This window comes from Variovorax sp. GW823-FHT04F07 (assembly GCF_058795995.1).
In genome coordinates, this window is sequence record NZ_JBXAIG010000003.1 from 530732 (window position 1) to 547735 (window position 17004).

Consider the following 17004-nt stretch of genomic DNA (forward strand, 5'->3'; position numbering starts at 1 on the left):
AAACAAATGACTACAGGACTCACCCGTGCAACCGGAGGCTTTCTTACCGGGCGGCAACAACGAGGTTCAATTCTGATCAATACAGCCATCGCGATGAGCCTGATCGTCATCACGCTCATAGGGACTGAATTGGGGTACCTCTTCTTCGTAAAGAGAGAAATACAAAAAGCAACCGATCTGGCCGCTCTCGCTGGCGCCCAGATGATCGCCAGCGCTGATGGCTGCGCAGACGCGAAAACCGCGGCCAAACTCAGCGCCAATGGCGCAGGTGCCACAGACGCCAAGCGGAATCTCCCGGCCATGTTCTCTTTGGTCGATGGGGATATCGAATGTGGCCGATGGTCCCCCGACAAGGCGACGGTTGATCACTTCGAGGTTGCGACGACCGAGTTGAATGCAGTTCGGGTCACGATCAAAAGGACGCCAGTTGCTCTTCTGCCATTTTTTGAAGCAGATCGAACGATTCAAAGCAAGGCGGTCGCTGCCAATGATCCAATCGCCTCTTTTTCTCTTGGGACGGGCGTCGCCAGTCTCAATGAAGGCGCCGTCAATAAGCTCCTGAATGCCTTGCTCGGTACCGGTAATAAGATCAGTCTCAGGCTGGTGGACTATCAGGGACTAGCCATTGCGCAGATTCGACTGCTTGATCTGATCTCAGCCATGCCCGATGTTGGAACGGTGGATCAGCTTCTGAACACGCCCATCCAATTGAGCGACCTCATGCTACTCATGGTTAAGGCACTCGGAAATTCCAACACACTGGCGGTGCAGGCGCTCAACTCGATCATCTCCGCCAATGTGAAATCCGTGGAAATAAAGCTCGGAGATCTGATCAAAGTCACTACACCCTCTCCAGAAGGTGCAGCCAATGCGGCGATCAACGTACTGGATCTACTGACCACTTCGGCTCAGATCGCCAACGGAAAGAATCTCGTGAAGCTCGGCACGGCGATCGATCTGGGCGCGTTGGCCAAAGCAGATGTGCATCTTGTAGTTGTTGAGCCACCATCAATTGCCATCGGCCCTGCGGGCAAGGACAGCCACGACAACTGGCGAACCCAGGCACATTCAGCGGCGGTGAGACTGCTCCTTGATGTCACGCTGGTGGACACCAACGAAGTTCCTGGCCTTTCATGGCTGGTCAAGGTGACGCTGCTGCGGCTGCCTATCTACATTGAAGTGGCTCAAGGGAATGCTCGATTGGAGAGTATCAAGTGTGCGAGTAACTTGGCCGACTGTAGGGTAGGCATAGGGGCCAAGCCCGGGCTAGCGAGCGTCTGCATTGCGGGCGTCTCCGATGCCTTGATGTTGAATACGACCGCGCCAGTAAATTGCAGTGCGATGCCGCCCGTCAAGATCAGCGAGATCAGCCTTTTGGGGGGTCTCCTTCCCATTCTGCAGGTCAATGCCAAGGTACCTGTTCAAGCAGAAATTCCCGATACCGCTTACCAGACCCTTACTTTCAACGGCGTCATCGGAGACACCGATGATGTTCAGACCGTGAACTCCAATGCCGTCGGCTCGGTTCTCTCCAACACACTCGGCAACTTCACCAATGCCTCCAAATGGACATTGACGCCGGTGATTCTCGGCTTTCTTCCGCTGCCAGTAGGAGACATTCTGTCTCCTTTGCTGAGTTTTGTTCTGAGCATTCTGAGTCCGCTGTTCAGCCTGCTCGACGCGATCATCGTCCCCTTGCTCAACTTGCTTGGCGTTCAGCTTGGCTACAGCGATGTGCGCATGCTTTCTCTCGTATGCGGCGAGTCGAAGCTTGTCTACTAGCCCATTCCATTTGCCTTTCGATACATGAGTGCTCCCAGCTTCGACGAACTCGACCTCTTTGTCTGGGAAGGCAAAGCCGACATCCTCGACCGCATTGCGCGGTGCATGGCGAGCTTCGACGTGGAAGTCATCCGGGCCGATGGCCTGCCGCCACCTCAGCAGGACCGCGGTGTCGCACTGCGCCCTTCCGTTGCGATCATCAGCGTCACCGTCATCGATGGCGGCGGTCTTCCGCACGCGACCGAGCTGCTGCAAGGCATGCCCGTGATCTGGGTCGCTGCGGCCTCGCGCGAGCGCGACTCGCGCACGTATCCGCCCGAGTACCTGCACGTCCTGCCCTACGATTTCACCTGCGCCGAGTTGCGCACGATGGTGGCGAAGCTGGTGCGCCAGCTGCGCGCGCGCGATGTCGCGCCGCAGGCGCCCGACGTGCTGGTGGCGCATTCCGATGCAATGAAAGGGCTGCTCGCCGAAGTGGGCGCCTTTGCCGACTGCAACCATCCGGTGCTGGTGCGCGGCGAGACTGGCGTGGGCAAGGAGCGCATTGCGCAGCAGCTTCACATCGGGCACCAGCAGTACGGCAAGGGCGCGTTCGTGGCGGTGAACTGCGGCGCGATCCCCGACGGGCTGTTCGAGTCGCTGTTCTTCGGCCACACGAAGGGCTCGTTCACGGGTGCCGTGCATGCGCACCGCGGGTACTTCGAGCAGGCCACGGGCGGTACGTTGTTTCTCGATGAGATCGGTGACTTGCCTCGCTATCAGCAGGTGAAGCTGCTGCGCGTGCTTGAAGACAGCGCGGTCACGCGGCTGGGTGCGACGTCGCCGATCCGTGTCGACTTCCGGCTCGTGGCGGCGACGAACCGCAACCTGCGCGAGATGGTGGCGAGCGGCGAGTTTCGGGCCGATCTGTTCTACCGGCTCGCGGTCATCGAGCTGCATGTGCCGAGCCTCGAAGAGCGCGGCGAGATCGACAAGATCGCGATCTTCAAGGCGCTGCTGGCGAACGTGCTCGGCGACGAGCTCGAGGCCTTGGGCGAAACGCCGCACTGGCTCAGCGATGCGGTGGCCGAAACCTACTTCCCCGGCAACGTGCGGCAGCTGCGCAATCTCGCGGAGCGCGTGGGCGTGATCGCGCGGCAGTTGCACAGCTGGGACCAGAACCTGATCCAGCGCGCGATCGCGCTCACGCGCGGCACGCCGGCGCCCGCTGCGCTGGCCACCGACCGCAACGGCACGGGGGTCGCGCTCGACGCGAATGGCGACCGCAAGGGCTGGAACAGCAGCGAGCGCAACCGCATCATCGCGGCGCTCGAGATCAACGACTGGAAGCGCCAGGACACGGCGCAGCACCTGGGCATCAGCCGCAAGGTGCTGTGGGAGAAGATGCGCAAGTACCAGATCCTCGACGGCGAGCCCGGCATCCCAGAAGAGACTTAGCTCGCCCCCAGGCTGCGCGGCACTTCGTGTCCGCTTCTCCTTCCCCCTACCGGGGGCAACACCTGAGGCCCGGCAAAGCCGGTTCCTCGGTGTTTCACCAACGGGCTTCGCTGCGCTTGCCTCGAACGACTATTGGGTTCCGAGGCGCGTCGCTCTGCGCAGCGGCGGGTTCGCAATCGATGCGCCCGGTGCGCGGTCGACCAACGGTTCGCTCGCGCAGGTCGTGTTGCTCGAGATGCACAGCGCGCCCAGCAGGCCGTCTTCGGTCAGGACGTTCCGGCTCGGGGGGCCGAAGATGCGATCGATCCAGTTGTTGGCGCCGATGGGGTCGATGCGCAGTTCGCCGGTGGTGCGCGCCAGGCGCAGTTCCGAAATGCGCAGGTCGAACACGCCGTCGATGTAGTCGAACAGCAGGGTGTAGTAGTCGAGTTGGGCATCGAGCACCTGGGGCAGGGTCTCGCGGCCGAACTCCATGAGGCGGCGGCGACCGCGGAAGGCCTGGCCCGAGGTGCTGACAGCCTCCATCAACTGGCGCTCGCGTTCGCGGCCGGCCACGGTGCGGGACCACGACGATGCGGTGAGCTCCATCAGGTTGAGCTTCACGCCCTCCATCTTGGCTTCCTGGTTCGCCACTTCGGCCAGGGCGCCCTTGAGCTTGAGCTGGCGGTCGAAGCCGTTGCCGAAGTTCCAGTTGAGTTCGAAGGCGGCGCGCGTCGGGTCTTGCGGCGACACGCCGCGCGGGTCCTTGCTCTTCACGACGACGGCGTCGAGCGTGGGGTACAGGCTGGCTTCGGTCTGGTCGACCAGCGCGCGCGCACGCGCCACGCGGCCCTGGGCTTCGGCCAGTTCGGTGCTGCGCGCTTCGGCGCGGCGCAGCGCTTCTTCCTGCGAGCCGATGCGCCAGTGCGCCGGCGCGGCGAGCACGGGCAGCGATTCGGGCGCGGGCGAGAACTTGAAGTAGTTGCGGAACTTGGCCAGCGCCTCGTCGCGCTGGGCCTCGAAGTCGGACTCGCGCGCAGCCACGAGGGCGCGGCGCGAGGCGGCCATGTTGAGGTCGTTGTCGCCGCTCACGCCGAGCGCCACGCGGCGGGCCTCGGCCTTCGACAGGTCGGCCACGACTTCGGTGGCGCGATGCGCGATCTGCTTTTTCAGGTCGAAGCGCTGCACCTGCAGGTAGGCGGTGAGCGCGTCGAGCACCACTTTCTGCGACGTGGTGGTAACGGCTTCGTCGTCGGCCTGGTTGCCGAATTCGGCGGCGCGCTGCGCCGCGCTCATGGCGCCGCCGTCGATCAGGCTCACGCGCGCTTCGGCGGTGAGCACGGTGTAGTTCTCGCTCTTCGCGTCCTTGGCGCCGCTGCTGTAAGTGCCCGACGACGTGCCGACCTTGAAGCGCGGGTAGCGCGCCATGCGGGCCGCGTCGACGCCGAAGCTGCTGGTGTTGGCCGCGGCCTGCGCGGTCAGCACTTCGGGGTATTCCTGCGACAGCGCGATGAGCGCCTGCTTCACGCGCTGCGCGTAGCTGGCGGCGCCGAGGGACGGTGGCGACAGGCGGCGCGACAGTGCCAGCGCTGCAGGCGGCCCCTCCTGCTCAGGCGACGGTTGGGCGTAAGCGGTGGGCGGCAGCGCCATGCTGACGCACAAGGTCGCGCAGAGCACTCCCGGGGCGATGCGCGCGCGCCGGCCCGGCAACACGGGCTTGCTCATGGTTCGCGGAAGGCTTCGCGCCGCAGTTTGAGCACAGGCCGCAGGATGTACCAGATGAACGGATCGGTCCCCACGCGCAGGTCGACTTCGGACTCCATGCCGGCGGTGATGCGGTTTTCCGGCCGCCCCACGTGCGACTGCGACATGCTGATGAGCAGCCGGTAGTACGGCGCGCCGCTGGCAATGGCGGCGTCGCGATCGGCGTCGGCCGCCACGAGCTTGACCTTGCCGTCGACGGCGCCGTAGCGCAGGTAGTCGTAGGCGGTGATCTTCACGCGCGCCTCCTGCCCCACTTCGACAAAGCCGCGGTCGTTCGGGTTGAGGCGCGCCTCGACCATGATCTCGTCCTCGTCGGGCACCACCTCCAGGATGGATTCGCCGGGCTTCACGACCCAGCCGGCGCTGGAGCTGCGCAGGCCCTTCACGATGCCGTCGGCCGGCGCCTTCACCACCGTGCGCGAGCGCTGGGTGCGGGCGCGCGCGAGGTCTTCGCTCAGGCTGGCGAACTGGCGCTCGACGGTGGCGAGTTCGTCCGATGCGCGGCGGCGAAAGCGGCCCTCGGCCTCGGCCATCTTGGCCTGCGCCTCGGTGATGGCGGCCTGCGCCGAGATCACGCCCTGGCGCGCCACGGCGAGTTCGCTGCGCACGCCTTCGGCCTGGCGGCGCTTCTCGAGCACCTCGACCTGGCCGACGAGTTTTTCGCTCAGCAGCTGTTCGGAGATCTCCAGCTCTTTCTGCATCAGCGCGAGCCGGTCGTTCAGGCCCTTGGCCTTGGCCTGCTGTTCGAGCTGCTTGCTGCGCGCCTGCTCCAGGCCCGACACGGCGCCGGCCATGACGCCGCGCTGCTCGAGCGCGCGCGCCTGGTAGGCACCGATCTCGCCTTCGAGCACGGCTTCGTCGATGTCGGCATCGAACGAATCGCGCTTGAGCGGCTGGCCGCGGCTCTCGGCAATGAGCCGCACGCGCGTGGCCTGCGTGGCGGCGTAGCGCGCGGTGAGCTCCTCGAAGTTCAGGCCGCTGCCGCCCAGGTCGATCTCGACGAGCGACTGGCCCTGCTTGACCTTGTCGCCTTCTTTCACGAGCACGTTGCTGACGATGCCGCCTTCCAGATGCTGGATCGACTTCACGCGGTCGGAGGGGATCACGCGGCCCGGTGCGACGACGACGGTTTCCATCGGAAAGCCGAGCCCCACCGCCGCCAGCACCGCGACCGCGCCGCCGATGATCCACTGGCGCCGCCGGCCTTGCGGCGTGGTCTGCGCCGCCTGTTTCTCGCTCTCGCCCTGAAGCACCTGCGGCAAGTCTGGTTTCAAAATCCCGTTCCCCTGTCTCTGTCTGTCAGTCGGTCGATCCGTGGCAACCACGAATCACGCATCGCGTGGCCTTCTTGCTCACGCCATCGAGCGCGAGGCGGCCGGGACGCCTGCATTGTTGTTGCTGCTGCCGCTGCCGTCGTCGGTGCTGTCGCCCAGCGCCACCAGCGGCTTCTTCACGCCGAAGAGCTTGGGCACCATGACGGCGGCGGAGCCGATTTCCACATTGCCCTGGCCGGTGACGTGATAGACGGCGGAGGCCGCCGACACGATGCGCAGCGAGTGCGTGACCACGACCACGGTGCGCACCTTGGCCACCGCGAGCATGGTCGCGAGCAGGTTGCGCTCGCTTTGAAAGTCCAGGTCGTTGCTGGGCTCGTCGAGCACCAGCACCGAGGGCTTGCGCAGGAAGCTCATGGCCAGCGCGAGCTTGCGCCGCTCGCCCACCGAGAAGCCGGTGCCGCCCTCGCCCACCACGGTGCGGTAGCCGTCGGGCAGGCGCGAAATGAAGTCGTGCGCGCCCGAGAGCTTGCAGGCCGCGACGATCTGCTCGTCGCTCTGGCCCGGCGCGCCGCGGCGCATGGTGTCGACCAGCGGGCCGCCAAACCAGTACACCTCTTGCGAGAGGTAGCTGATCCAGCGCGACAGCTCTTCGCGGCCGAACTGCGACAGGTCGTACTCGCCGATGCTCACCACGCCGTGCGTGGGCGTGTACAGGCCCGACAGCAGCTTCACCAGCGTCGACTTGCCCGCGCCGTTGCGCCCGACGATCACATGCAGACCGCCGGGGCCGATGTCGAGGTCGACGTTTTCCAGCACGGGCTGCGGCGCGTCTTCGGTGAAGCTGAAGCTCACGTCTTTCAGCGTGACGCGGCCCAGCGGCTGCGGCAGCGCCATGCCGGTGGGCGCCTTCTCGACCGGCTCGCCGAGCACGGTCTCCAGGCGCTTGGCGGCTTCCTTGGCGGTGGCCAGCGCGCGCCAGTTCGACACCAACCCGGCCACCGGCTGCAGCGCCTTCAGCGCAAGCATGTTGGAGGCAACGAGGCCGCCCACCGTCATCCACTGCTGCATGACGGCGATGGCGCCGACGGTGACGACGATCACCGAGAACACGGTGAGCAGCACGGTGGTGCCGTCGCGCGCGGTTTCGATCTGGCCGTTCTTGCCGAAGCTCTCGCTGAGCCAGGCGTTGTAGGTCTGCTGCCAGACCTCGATGGTCGGGCCGTCGTTCGACTGCGCCTTGAGCGTCTCGCGCGCATGGCAGATCTCGGAGGTGATGCGATCCAGGCCGCGCCCGCGCAGCACTTCTTCGACGCGGCCGGCGCGCACTTCGTCGGCCCACCACCAGGCCAGGAACGCCATGATGGCCAGGAAGGCCGCCACCACGGGCAGCACCGGCAGCGCGACGATGCCGATCACGATCAGCGCGAAGATCGCCATCGGCAGGTCGAAGATCGATTGCGCGAGCCCGCCGGTGACGGTGCCACGCACCGCGCCCACGTCGCGAAAGAACAGCTGCCAGGACGAAGCCGGCCGCGCCTCGAGCGCGCGCAGCGGGCGCCCGAGCATGGAGTGCAGCAGCGCGCCCGACACGCCGTGGTCGACGGTGGCGCCCGCGTTGCGCAGCAGGCGCGAGCGGCGCGTGCGCAGCCAGAACTCGATGCACAGGAAGAACAGGATGCCGCTCACCAGCGCGGCGAGCGTGGAGACGCCGCTGCGCGAGAGCACGCGGTCATACACCTGCAGCAGGAAGATCGAAGGCAGCAGCCCGAACAGGCTGATGGGCAGCGACAGCCAGGCCGCGCTCTTGACGAGCGGGTAGGCCGCGCGAAACGCATCGTTCAGCGCACTGGCATACGGACTGGCGCCGGGGACTTCCGGCCTGTCGGCAACCAGCTGGCTGGGCAAGAGGAACTTGATCATGGAAAAAGACCGATCCGTCGGGCAACGACGCCTGCATCATTATCAACTGTTACCCGACTGTTACAAGGCAAAAATTCGCCTCTGACGCCTCTCAGCATCGGTGGGTGCGAACCTGCGCCGGACCGGTCGTTTCCGCGCCGCGCGTTCCTTGCGGCGCGGCGTTTTCCCTGAGCGTGCAATTCATCGTTTTGTGGGCATGGCCGTGGGTCGCGGTGCGGCCGGACGAGCCCGGCAGGCCTTCGGCAAAAACGAGGGCGATGTTGGCGCACAGCAGCATCAGCAGCACCCAGGCGCACAGCAGCTGCAGCCAGCCCAGCCACCAGCGCCGCGGGGGTACCTCGCGTTCGGATTCATAGGGGATGTGGACCAATGCGTTCCATCTCATGGCAGTGCTTTCAGGACCCGGGCGAGCCGGGAAAGACCGACACCGGCGGAGCTCTTGGCCAGCACCCAGTCGCCTGGTTGCAGCAGCCCGCCGAGTGCGGTGGAGAGGTCGGACACATCGACAAACCAATGGGAGCGGACCTTGGTGCGGATGCGCGTGTGAAGCGCCCGCATCAAAGGTCCGCACAGGAGCACGCGGTCAGGTTGCGACGCCAGCAACTCGGCCTCCAGATCGAGGTGATGGCGTTGCGCCGCGGGCCCCAGCTCCTGCATGTCGCCCAGGATGGCCACCCGGCGCGCAGGCTCGCAGGGGGCTTGTGACAGCAACTCAAGCGCCGCCCGCATCGAACTCGGGTTGGCGTCGTAGGTTTCATCGATCAGCTTGAAGCTTCCGCCGCCGATGTGAATGGTGTGCAGCGCACCGCGTCCGCCCGGCGGCTCGAAGTGCGCAAAGGGTTCGACGGCCGCGGCCAGCGGCAGGCGCAGCGCCTGCAGCGCGGCCAGCGCGGCCACGGCACTCGCGCCCATGTGGCGGCCCGGCGCGTTCAGGCGCAGCTGGAAGGGCTCGCCGGCCACCTCGGCCTGCACCTCGCCGTGGTCGAAGGCGAGCAGGCGCACGTCGGCGTCCTTGTGCTCGCCGTAGGTCACGATCTGCAGCTGGTGCGCCATGGCCGCTTCGGCGAAGGTGGCGAACTCGGGCATGTCGCGGTTGAGCACCACGCGGTCGCCCGCGGCCATGGCCTGGAACATGCGGCAGTCGAGCCGCGCGGCGGCCTCCGACGGGCCACGGTGTTTCTGCGACGCGGCCGACAGCCCCGTCACCACGATGAGCGAAGGCCGCATCAGCTGCGCCGAGGCCGGCATGTGCGAGGTCCCCATCTCGAGCACCCAGTAGGCGGCATGGCGCGGCATGCAGGTGAGGTTCCACGCAATACCCGACGGCAGGCTGATGTTGCCTTCGGGCTGCGCCACCTCGCCCCACACGGTGAGCGCGCCGGCCAGCATGGCGGCCACCGTGCTGCTGCCCGCGCCGCTGCCGAGCACGCCGCAGACGCGGCCGGTGAACTCGGTGCGCGCGTGGTCGCCCAGCTCGAGCACGGCCTGCAGCACGTTGGGCACCTGCAGCACGGGCACGCGCTTGTCCAGGTGCGGCTTGGGGTCGGTGCACAGCACGGCCGCGGCCGGCTGCAGCACGCCCTTGAGCGTGACAGCGGCCAGCGGCGTCTTCGAGGGCCGGGCCTGGTGTTCGAACACGACGCGGCCCTTGCGCATGAAGGTGCGCTGGGTCACGCCGGTGGCGCGCCAGCCGTCCTCGGGCTTGACCACCCACTCGCCGCCGGTGACGCGGGCCATCTCGCTGGCGGTCCAGACCGCGCCGTCGTCGCGCACGCCGCCACCACCGCCGCCGCCAGGACCCGCGCCGCCGGGCTGGCTGCGCCGGTCGAGCAGGTAGCGGTGGTAGGCCGCGAAGCCGGTCACGTACTGCTCGACGTCGTCGATGCGCACGCGGAACGAGTGATGCCGCACGAAGAAGGCGCCGACGACCGTGGACGGCCGGCGGAAGTACATCGCCATCTCGGGCCAGAAGAAACCGTTGAGCAGGTAGTGCGCGCGGTAGTCGAGCGCGCGGTAGAACTTCTCGGTGTCCAGCTCGTCGAGCAGGTGCCGCATGGCGGGCATGCTCTCCAGCCGCTGCAGCATCTGCTGCGCCGCCAGCATGAGGCTGAGCAGCGTGGGAAAGGTGGTCTTGCGATCGAGCACGAAGTCCAGGTAGCCCGCCACGTTCTGCAGCCCGAAGCGGAAGTAGCGCTCCTGCGGGCTCCACTGCGTGAGCTCGTTCACGCAGCCGCTGAGCCAGTGGTCGTGCGATTGCCAGTGCTGGCTCGCAATGAAGTGGTCGAAGGCTTTCTCGACCGCGGCCAGCCAGCGCGGATCGCGCGTGAGGCCGTACAGGCGCATGAGGCCGAAGGCCGCTTCGCCGTCGTAGAAGATGACGCGCGAGGCCTGCTTGAGCGACAGGTCGGCCGCGTGCAGCACGTGGTCGAAGCGCCCGCTGGCCGGGTCCTGCAGCGCCACGATGCCCAGCGCGAGCTTCTCCAGCAGCGGCAGCCAGTGGCGCGTTTCCATCAGCTCGCAGTAGCGCACGAACATGCGCACGCAGGCCGCATTGCCGCCCAGGCGGATCTCGCCGCCGGTGTCGACCAGGTAGGCCACCTCGCGGCCGTCGGGCAGCGTGTAGTCGCGGATCAGCGCGTCGGTGAGGTGGTCGATGGCGCGGTCGATGGCCGCGCGCAGCGTGTCGTCGCGCGTGAGCTCCCAGGCCTCGAGCATGGCGTGCACGGTGCCCGCGTGGCGCATCGCGTCGTAGGTCGGGATGCGGCGGTCGAAGCACGGAAAGTAGCCGTACACGAACAGGCCATCGCTTTGCATCTGGCGCGCCAGGTACGACGAGCCGCTGCGCACCAGCTCGAGCACGGCCTGCGGGTTGAGCGCCGGCAGCTGGCGGCGGCCCGCGTCGAGCCCCGTGCCCACGAGCTTGTGCACCACGCCGTCGGGCTGGCAGAACACGCCGACCGTGGCCAGCAGGTACACCGTGCGCTCCGACGACTCTTCCAGCGGCAGCGTGCGCTCGAAGCGGGCCTGCGCGTAGACGTCGAAGTTGCGCACGTTCACCACCGAGTGCGCGATGGTCGAATCGCCGCACAGCATGGCGTTGGCGTTGAGTTCCTGCTCGGTGAAGGCGAAGCCGAAGTCCTGGTCGAAGGCCAGACCGAGCCGGAAGTAGTTGCGCTTGACCGCGGTGAGCTGGGTCTTGAACTGCGTCCAGTCCATGGGACTGGCGCCCTCGACCCAGTCGATGCGCAGCCAGGGCGAGACGATGCCGCGCTCGCGCACCCATCGCTCGACGAGGTCGGCGCCTTCGCGCCAGGCGGTCTCAAAGTCGTCGGCCCGGGCATGCACGACGTGCGCACGCTGGGAGCCGTCGCTCACCGAGAAGAAGAGCGTGAAGGCCGGGTACGGGGCAGGCAACGCCGCGCACACGGACACCAGGCGCTCGTGGCAGGCGTGGAGCTGGTCTGAGAAGGACATCATTCGGCCCCGGTCGAATGCGGGCGAAGGCCGGTCGCGTCCGTCATCTGCTCTCGCTTGAATGACGTGATCGCGGACCGGAAGCCGCCCGTGAAATCATCGCGTGCTCCCGATTCAGCGGTAGCTGAACTCGGCGCGACGATTGAGCTGATGGCCCTCCTCGGTGGTGGCAAGCGATGCGGGCTTTTCAATGCCCCAGCTGACGGCTTCGATGCGTTCGCCCGGCACGCCCATCTGCGTGAGCATGCGTTGCACGGCCTCGGCGCGGCGCTGGCCGAGCGCGAGGTTGTACTCGCGGCCGCCGCGCAGGTCGGTGTGGCCTTCGATCACGACCCGGCTCGCCGGCCGGTTGCGCATGTAGCCCGCGTGCGCCTCGACGATGCTGCGGTCGCCCGTCCTGACGTCGTATCGGTCGAAGTCGAAGTAGACGATCTTGGCCGGTGTGTTCGGCGGCGGCGGCGGGGGTGCCGGCTCCACCTTGGGCACTTCGCGCACGCTCTTGTTGGAGTAGTAGTAGGTCGCGTCGTCGCGACCGCCCTTGGGCGGCACACCGCAGGCAGCGAGGCTTGCGCCCATTGCCACGAGGGCCAGTATCCGGAAATTCTTGTTCATGACGGTCCTTTCGCGGGACGGGCCGCTGACGGCCCGTCCCTGTCTGCTTGCTATCGAGGTTTCCCTTCCTCCTTCTTCGTGTCCTTGGATCAGCCCAGCAGGCCGTGCAGGATGTTCGTCACGGGTGCCAGGGCACCGCCGGCCGGGCTCTGGTCGAGCAGGCTGGTGATCGGGGTGAGCACGTTGTCGAGCACCGGGGCCACCGTGTGTTCGACGGTGTCCAGCACACCGGTCACGACCGCGGCCACCGGGGCTGCCGGCGTGCCGGCGAGGATGTCGGTCACCGGTTCGACTGCGTGGGTCACGGTTTCGACCACCGTCGAGACCACCGAGCCGGCCGAGCCGGCCGAGCCGTCGAGGATGCTCGTCACCGGTTCCAGGATGCCGGCCACCGGTTCGGCGCCACCCGTCAGGCCACCGAGCAGGCCGCCCACGAGACCGTCCGCACCGAGCAGGCTGCCGACCAGGCCGTCGTCACCGAGGACGCCGCCGAGCAGACCGCCTTCGCCGCCGCCGAGGACGCCGCCCAGGAGGCCGCCGTCACCGCCGAGGACACCACCGAGCAGGCCGTCGTCGCCCAGCACGCCGTCGAGCAGGCCGCCAGCGTCGCCACCGGTCACGCCGCCGAGGACACCGCCCAGCAGGCCGTCGTCACCGAGGACGCCGTCGAGCAGGCCACCGGCGTCGCCACCGGTCACACCGCCGAGGACACCGCCCAGCAGGCCGTCGTCACCGAGGATGCCGTCGAGCAGGCCGCCAGCGTCGCCGCCGGTCACGCCACCGAGGACACCACCGAGCAGGCCGTCGTCGCCGAGGATGCCGTCGAGCAGGCCGCCAGCATCGCCACCGGTCACGCCGCCGAGGACACCACCGAGCAGGCCGTCGTCGCCGAGGATGCCGCCGAGCAGACCACCGTCACCGCCGAGGACGCCACCCAGGAGGCCGTCATCACCCAGCACACCGCCGAGCAGACCACCGTCGCCGCCGAGGACGCCGCCCAAGAGGCCGTCATCACCCAACACACCGCCGAGCAAGCCGCCGTCACCGCCGAGCACGCCACCCAGAAGGCCGTCGTCACCCAGCACGCCACCGAGCAGACCACCGTCACCGCCGAGGACGCCGCCCAGGAGGCCGTCGTCACCCAGCACACCGCCGAGCAGACCACCGTCACCGCCGAGGACGCCGCCCAGGAGGCCGTCGTCGCCCAGCACGCCGCCGAGCAGACCGCCGTCACCGCCGAGCAAGCCACCCAGCAGACCGTCGTCACCCAACACGCCGCCAAGCAGACCACCTTCACCGCCGAGGACGCCACCCAGGAGGCCGTCGTCACCCAGCACGCCGCCGAGCAGACCGCCTTCGCCGCCGAGCAAGCCGCCCAGCAGGCCGTCGTCGCCCAGCACGCCACCGAGCAGGCCACCTTCGCCGCCGAGGACACCACCCAGGAGGCCGCCCTCGCCGAGCACGCCACCGAGCAGACCGCCTTCACCGCCGAGCAAGCCGCCCAGCAGGCCGTCGTCACCCAGCACGCCGCCGAGCAGACCACCGTCGCCACCGAGGACACCGCCCAGCAGGCCGCCGTCGCCACCCAGCACGCCACCCAGCAGGCCATCGCCGCCGATCAGGTTGGCCACGCCGTCGGTCACGAAGTCGACCTGCGTGTCCACCGCGTTCAGCAGGCCGTTCGTCGCACCGGCGCCGAGCAGCTGGTCGACCACCGGGCTGACCAGGCCGCCCACGCCGTCCGTCACGTCGTCGACGAGGCTGTCGGCCGGGTCGAGCACGTTCGGGTCGTTCGGCGTGAAGCTGGAACCGAGCACCGGTGCCAGCAGGCCGTCGACCGTGTCGGTCAGGCTGTCGGTCAGTTGCGAGACCGGGGCCAGCACGTCGCCCAGGCCGAGGTCGCCGAGCACGCCGTTGTTCAGGCCGTTCACCAGGCCGGCCACCACGCTGTCGGCCGGGTCGAGCAGGGCCGCGCCGGTGCCGGGGGTGCCGCCACCGCCGATGCCACCGAGCACGCCGCCCAGCAGACCGCCGACGAGGCCTTCTTCACCGAGCAGGCCGCCCACGGGGCCGTCTTCGCCCAGCAGGCCACCGACCACGCCGTCCGGTCCGAGCAGGCCGCCGACGCCGTCGCCACCGAGCAGGCCACCCAGCGGGCCGTTGTCGCCCAGCAGGCCGCCGAGCAGGCCGTCGTCACCGAGCAGGCCGCCGATGGGGCCGGTACCGCCGAGCAGACCGCCGACCAGGCCGTTGTCGCCGAGCACGCCGCCCAGCACGCCGTCGCCGCCGAGCAGGCCGCCGATGGGGCCGGCATCGCCGAGCAGGCCACCGACCAGGCCGTCGTCACCCAGCAGGCCGCCCAACGGGCCGTCGCTGCCGAGCACACCGCCCAGCAGGCCGTCGTCGCTCAGCAGGCCGCCGACCAGGCCGTCGTTGCCGAGCAGGCCGCCGATGGGACCGCCTTCGCCGATGACACCGCCGAGCAAGCCGCCCAGCAGGCCGTCGTCGCCACCGAGCAGGCCGCCCAGCGGGCTGTCGGCGAGCAGGCCGGAGATCGCGCCGTCCTGGCCAAGCAGGTTGTCGATGAGGCCGCCCTGGCCGAGCAGTTCGCCGGTGAGGCCTTCCGAGCCAGCCAGGCCGGCCAGTGCGCCGTCGCCGCCGAGCAGGCCGCCCACGAGGCCGTTGTCGCCCAGCAGGCCGCCGATTGCGCCGTCGTCGCCGAGCAGACCGCCCAGCAGGCCGTCCGCGCCGAGCAGGCCGCCGGTCAGGTTGCCGACGGCGCCGTCGCCGAGCAGGCCGCCGACCAGGCCGTCTTCGCCGAGCACGGTGTCGAGCAGGCCGCCGACGGCGGTGTCTTCACCCAGCAGGCCGCCGACGAGGCCGTCCGGTGCCAGCAGGCCACCGACCAGGCCGTCTTCGGCCAGCACGCCAGCCACGAGGCTGCCTTCGCCGAGCACGTTCTCGAGCAGCCCGCCGAGCGCGCCGTCGTCGCCCAGCAGCTGGTCGGTGACACCGCCCAGGCCGAGGGCGTCGGTGAGGCCGCTGACGATGCCGTTGTCGCCGACGAGGTTCTCGAGCCCGTTGTTGAGCGCGTCGGTCACGTAGTCGACCTGGCCGAGCAGGCCGTCCAGGATGGCACCGGCGGCGCCGGCACCGAGCAGCGGATCGAGCACCGGGCTGAGCGCTTCGCCGAGCGGGCCGGTGATGCTGCCGACGGTGTCGTCGATCGGGTCGAGCTGGTTCGGGTTGTTGGCCTGGAACTCTTCGCCGAGCAGTGGAGCGAGCACGTCGTCGACGACGTCGGTCAGGTCATCCACCACCCCGGCCACCGGGGTCAGCGAGCCACCAAGGCCGAGCGCGTCATCCAGGCCGTCGACCACGCCACCCACGATGCCGTCGGCTGGGTCGAGGAGGTGGTCGGCGTCTGCGTCGGAGTCGGAATCGCTGTCCGAGTCGGAGTCAGAGTCAGAGTCAGAGTCGGAGTCACTGTCCGAGTCCGAATCAGAGTCGCTGTCCGAGTCAGAGTCTGAATCCGAGTCACTGTCCGAGTCGGAATCAGAGTCGCTATCCGAGTCGGAGTCGCTGTCCGAATCCGAGTCAGAGTCCGAATCAGAGTCGCTGTCCGAATCCGAGTCGCTATCGCTATCGCTGTCGGAGTCGCTGTCCGAGTCGGAGTCAGAGTCAGAGTCCGAATCGCTGTCCGAGTCCGAGTCCGAATCGGAATCCGAGTCGCTATCCGAATCCGAATCCGAATCCGAATCCGAGTCAGAGTCGCTGTCCGAATCCGAGTCGCTGTCAGAGTCCGAGTCCGAGTCGGAATCCGAATCAGCGTCCGCATCGGACTCACCGCCCGGGCCGCCCACGAACAGGGGGAAGCCGGTGGTGCCACCGTCGCCGCCACCGCCGCTCAGTGCAGCACCCAGCGCCGCGGCGCCCAGGGCGCCCAGCGCGAATTCACCGAGGCCGATGCCGCTGCCGGCCGCGGTCTTCTTGGTCACTGCCAGGGCGGCCGCATCGGCGTCGCTGTCCGGCGGGGTCACCTGCAGGTCGCCCGAGGCGACGTCCACATTCACTTGTTCGAGGCCGCCGGGCAGCTTGGTCGAACCGATGGTCGCATCGGTGCCGCCGGTGAAGACGCCGGCCAGCGGCGCCTTGTTGGAGGCCGATCCGGGGAACAGCACGTTGGCCTGGCCGCCGTCCGGCACGATCACGCGGTCGCCGGCCATCAGGGTCTGATTGCCGTCCACCGGAATGCGGACACCCTCGCGCATCACTGCAACGCCGGGCGTAGCATTGGACAATGTGCCCACGCTGGGCGACGCCACGGCCGCAGGCGCGGCGGAGGCGCCGGCGCTGATGCCCGGCGTGCCGAGCGGCGTGACGGTGGCTTGGGCGAGAACCACGGGCGCGCCAGTGGCGGCGAGCCCTTCGGTCGAAACGGTCGATGCTTGTGGAGCGGTCATGGCAGCCTCTGTGACAAAAGATGCATCTACAGGGGCAACTTGCGTGCCGCTTTTCCGCCGCCGTGCCAACGCCGCGCCATCGGTGCCTCAAGTGATTGATTTGTATGGATATTTTTCTGAAAACCGCGCAACGCACCGACCTCCGAAACAGCCCGTAAGGAGGTCAATTCGCGATTCGTTACGTAACGATGTAACGCCTCGTACCCGGAACGTCGGGCGTGTCGCGCGCACTTTCCACAGCCCTGGCGCCCGCGCCGCGCCACCCGCTTTTTCTCTTTCCTTCTTCTCTCTTCTAT

9 protein-coding genes are annotated in these 17004 nt (G+C 68.0%); 2 read left to right on the forward strand and 7 right to left on the reverse strand.

Features of this window, described 5'->3' with window-relative positions; all coding sequences use genetic code 11:
- Positions 1-6 precede the first annotated feature (6 nt).
- Positions 7-1782, forward strand: coding sequence for a TadG family pilus assembly protein (locus tag AC1RAA_RS17825; RefSeq protein ID WP_492730936.1), 1776 nt, complete (start codon positions 7-9; stop codon positions 1780-1782).
- 24 nt (positions 1783-1806) lie between these two features.
- On the forward strand, positions 1807-3219 hold the full coding sequence (locus AC1RAA_RS17830) for a sigma 54-interacting transcriptional regulator (protein WP_492730934.1): 1413 nt from the start codon (positions 1807-1809) through the stop codon (positions 3217-3219).
- Between the two features lie 129 nt (positions 3220-3348).
- Here AC1RAA_RS17830 and AC1RAA_RS17835 read toward each other — a convergent pair whose 3' ends face one another.
- From AC1RAA_RS17835 to AC1RAA_RS17865, 7 genes are all read right to left on the reverse strand, one after another.
- A complete protein-coding gene (locus tag AC1RAA_RS17835) occupies positions 3349-4923 on the reverse strand; it encodes a TolC family protein (protein ID WP_390348644.1) in 1575 nt (524 codons plus the stop codon).
- Positions 4920-6215 carry an HlyD family type I secretion periplasmic adaptor subunit gene (locus AC1RAA_RS17840; RefSeq protein WP_223301423.1) on the reverse strand — a complete coding sequence of 432 codons (1296 nt, stop codon included), beginning with the start codon at positions 6213-6215 and terminating at the stop codon, positions 4920-4922. The genes AC1RAA_RS17835 and AC1RAA_RS17840 overlap by 4 nt, the downstream gene beginning before the upstream one ends.
- Positions 6216-6314: 99 nt before the next feature.
- Positions 6315-8159, reverse strand: coding sequence for a peptidase domain-containing ABC transporter (locus tag AC1RAA_RS17845; protein ID WP_487849628.1), 1845 nt, complete (start codon positions 8157-8159; stop codon positions 6315-6317).
- Between the two features lie 91 nt (positions 8160-8250).
- On the reverse strand, positions 8251-8544 hold the full coding sequence (locus AC1RAA_RS17850; RefSeq protein ID WP_492730933.1) for a hypothetical protein: 294 nt from the start codon (positions 8542-8544) through the stop codon (positions 8251-8253).
- A complete protein-coding gene (locus AC1RAA_RS17855) occupies positions 8541-11636 on the reverse strand; it encodes a glutamate ligase domain-containing protein (protein WP_307584539.1) in 3096 nt (1031 codons plus the stop codon). The genes AC1RAA_RS17850 and AC1RAA_RS17855 overlap by 4 nt, the downstream gene beginning before the upstream one ends.
- A 111-nt stretch (positions 11637-11747) precedes the next feature.
- On the reverse strand, positions 11748-12245 hold the full coding sequence (locus AC1RAA_RS17860; RefSeq protein WP_062479666.1) for an OmpA family protein: 498 nt from the start codon (positions 12243-12245) through the stop codon (positions 11748-11750).
- A gap of 89 nt (positions 12246-12334) precedes the next feature.
- Positions 12335-16708, reverse strand: a complete 4374-nt coding sequence (locus tag AC1RAA_RS17865; RefSeq protein WP_492730931.1) for a hypothetical protein — start codon at positions 16706-16708, stop codon at positions 12335-12337.
- Positions 16709-17004: the final 296 nt, after the last annotated feature.

Excerpts from the sequence above, each read along its gene's own strand:
- AC1RAA_RS17825 (WP_492730936.1), top strand. The coding sequence starts at position 7 with ATGACTACAGGACTCACCCGTGCAACCGGAGGCTTTCTTACCGGGCGG.
- AC1RAA_RS17830 (WP_492730934.1), top strand. The coding sequence starts at position 1,807 with ATGAGTGCTCCCAGCTTCGACGAACTCGACCTCTTTGTCTGGGAAGGC.
- AC1RAA_RS17835 (WP_390348644.1), bottom strand. The coding sequence starts at position 4,923 with ATGAGCAAGCCCGTGTTGCCGGGCCGGCGCGCGCGCATCGCCCCGGGA.
- AC1RAA_RS17845 (WP_487849628.1), bottom strand. The coding sequence starts at position 8,159 with ATGATCAAGTTCCTCTTGCCCAGCCAGCTGGTTGCCGACAGGCCGGAA.
- AC1RAA_RS17850 (WP_492730933.1), bottom strand. The coding sequence starts at position 8,544 with ATGAGATGGAACGCATTGGTCCACATCCCCTATGAATCCGAACGCGAG.
- AC1RAA_RS17855 (WP_307584539.1), bottom strand. The coding sequence starts at position 11,636 with ATGATGTCCTTCTCAGACCAGCTCCACGCCTGCCACGAGCGCCTGGTG.
- AC1RAA_RS17860 (WP_062479666.1), bottom strand. The coding sequence starts at position 12,245 with ATGAACAAGAATTTCCGGATACTGGCCCTCGTGGCAATGGGCGCAAGC.
- AC1RAA_RS17865 (WP_492730931.1), bottom strand. The coding sequence starts at position 16,708 with ATGACCGCTCCACAAGCATCGACCGTTTCGACCGAAGGGCTCGCCGCC.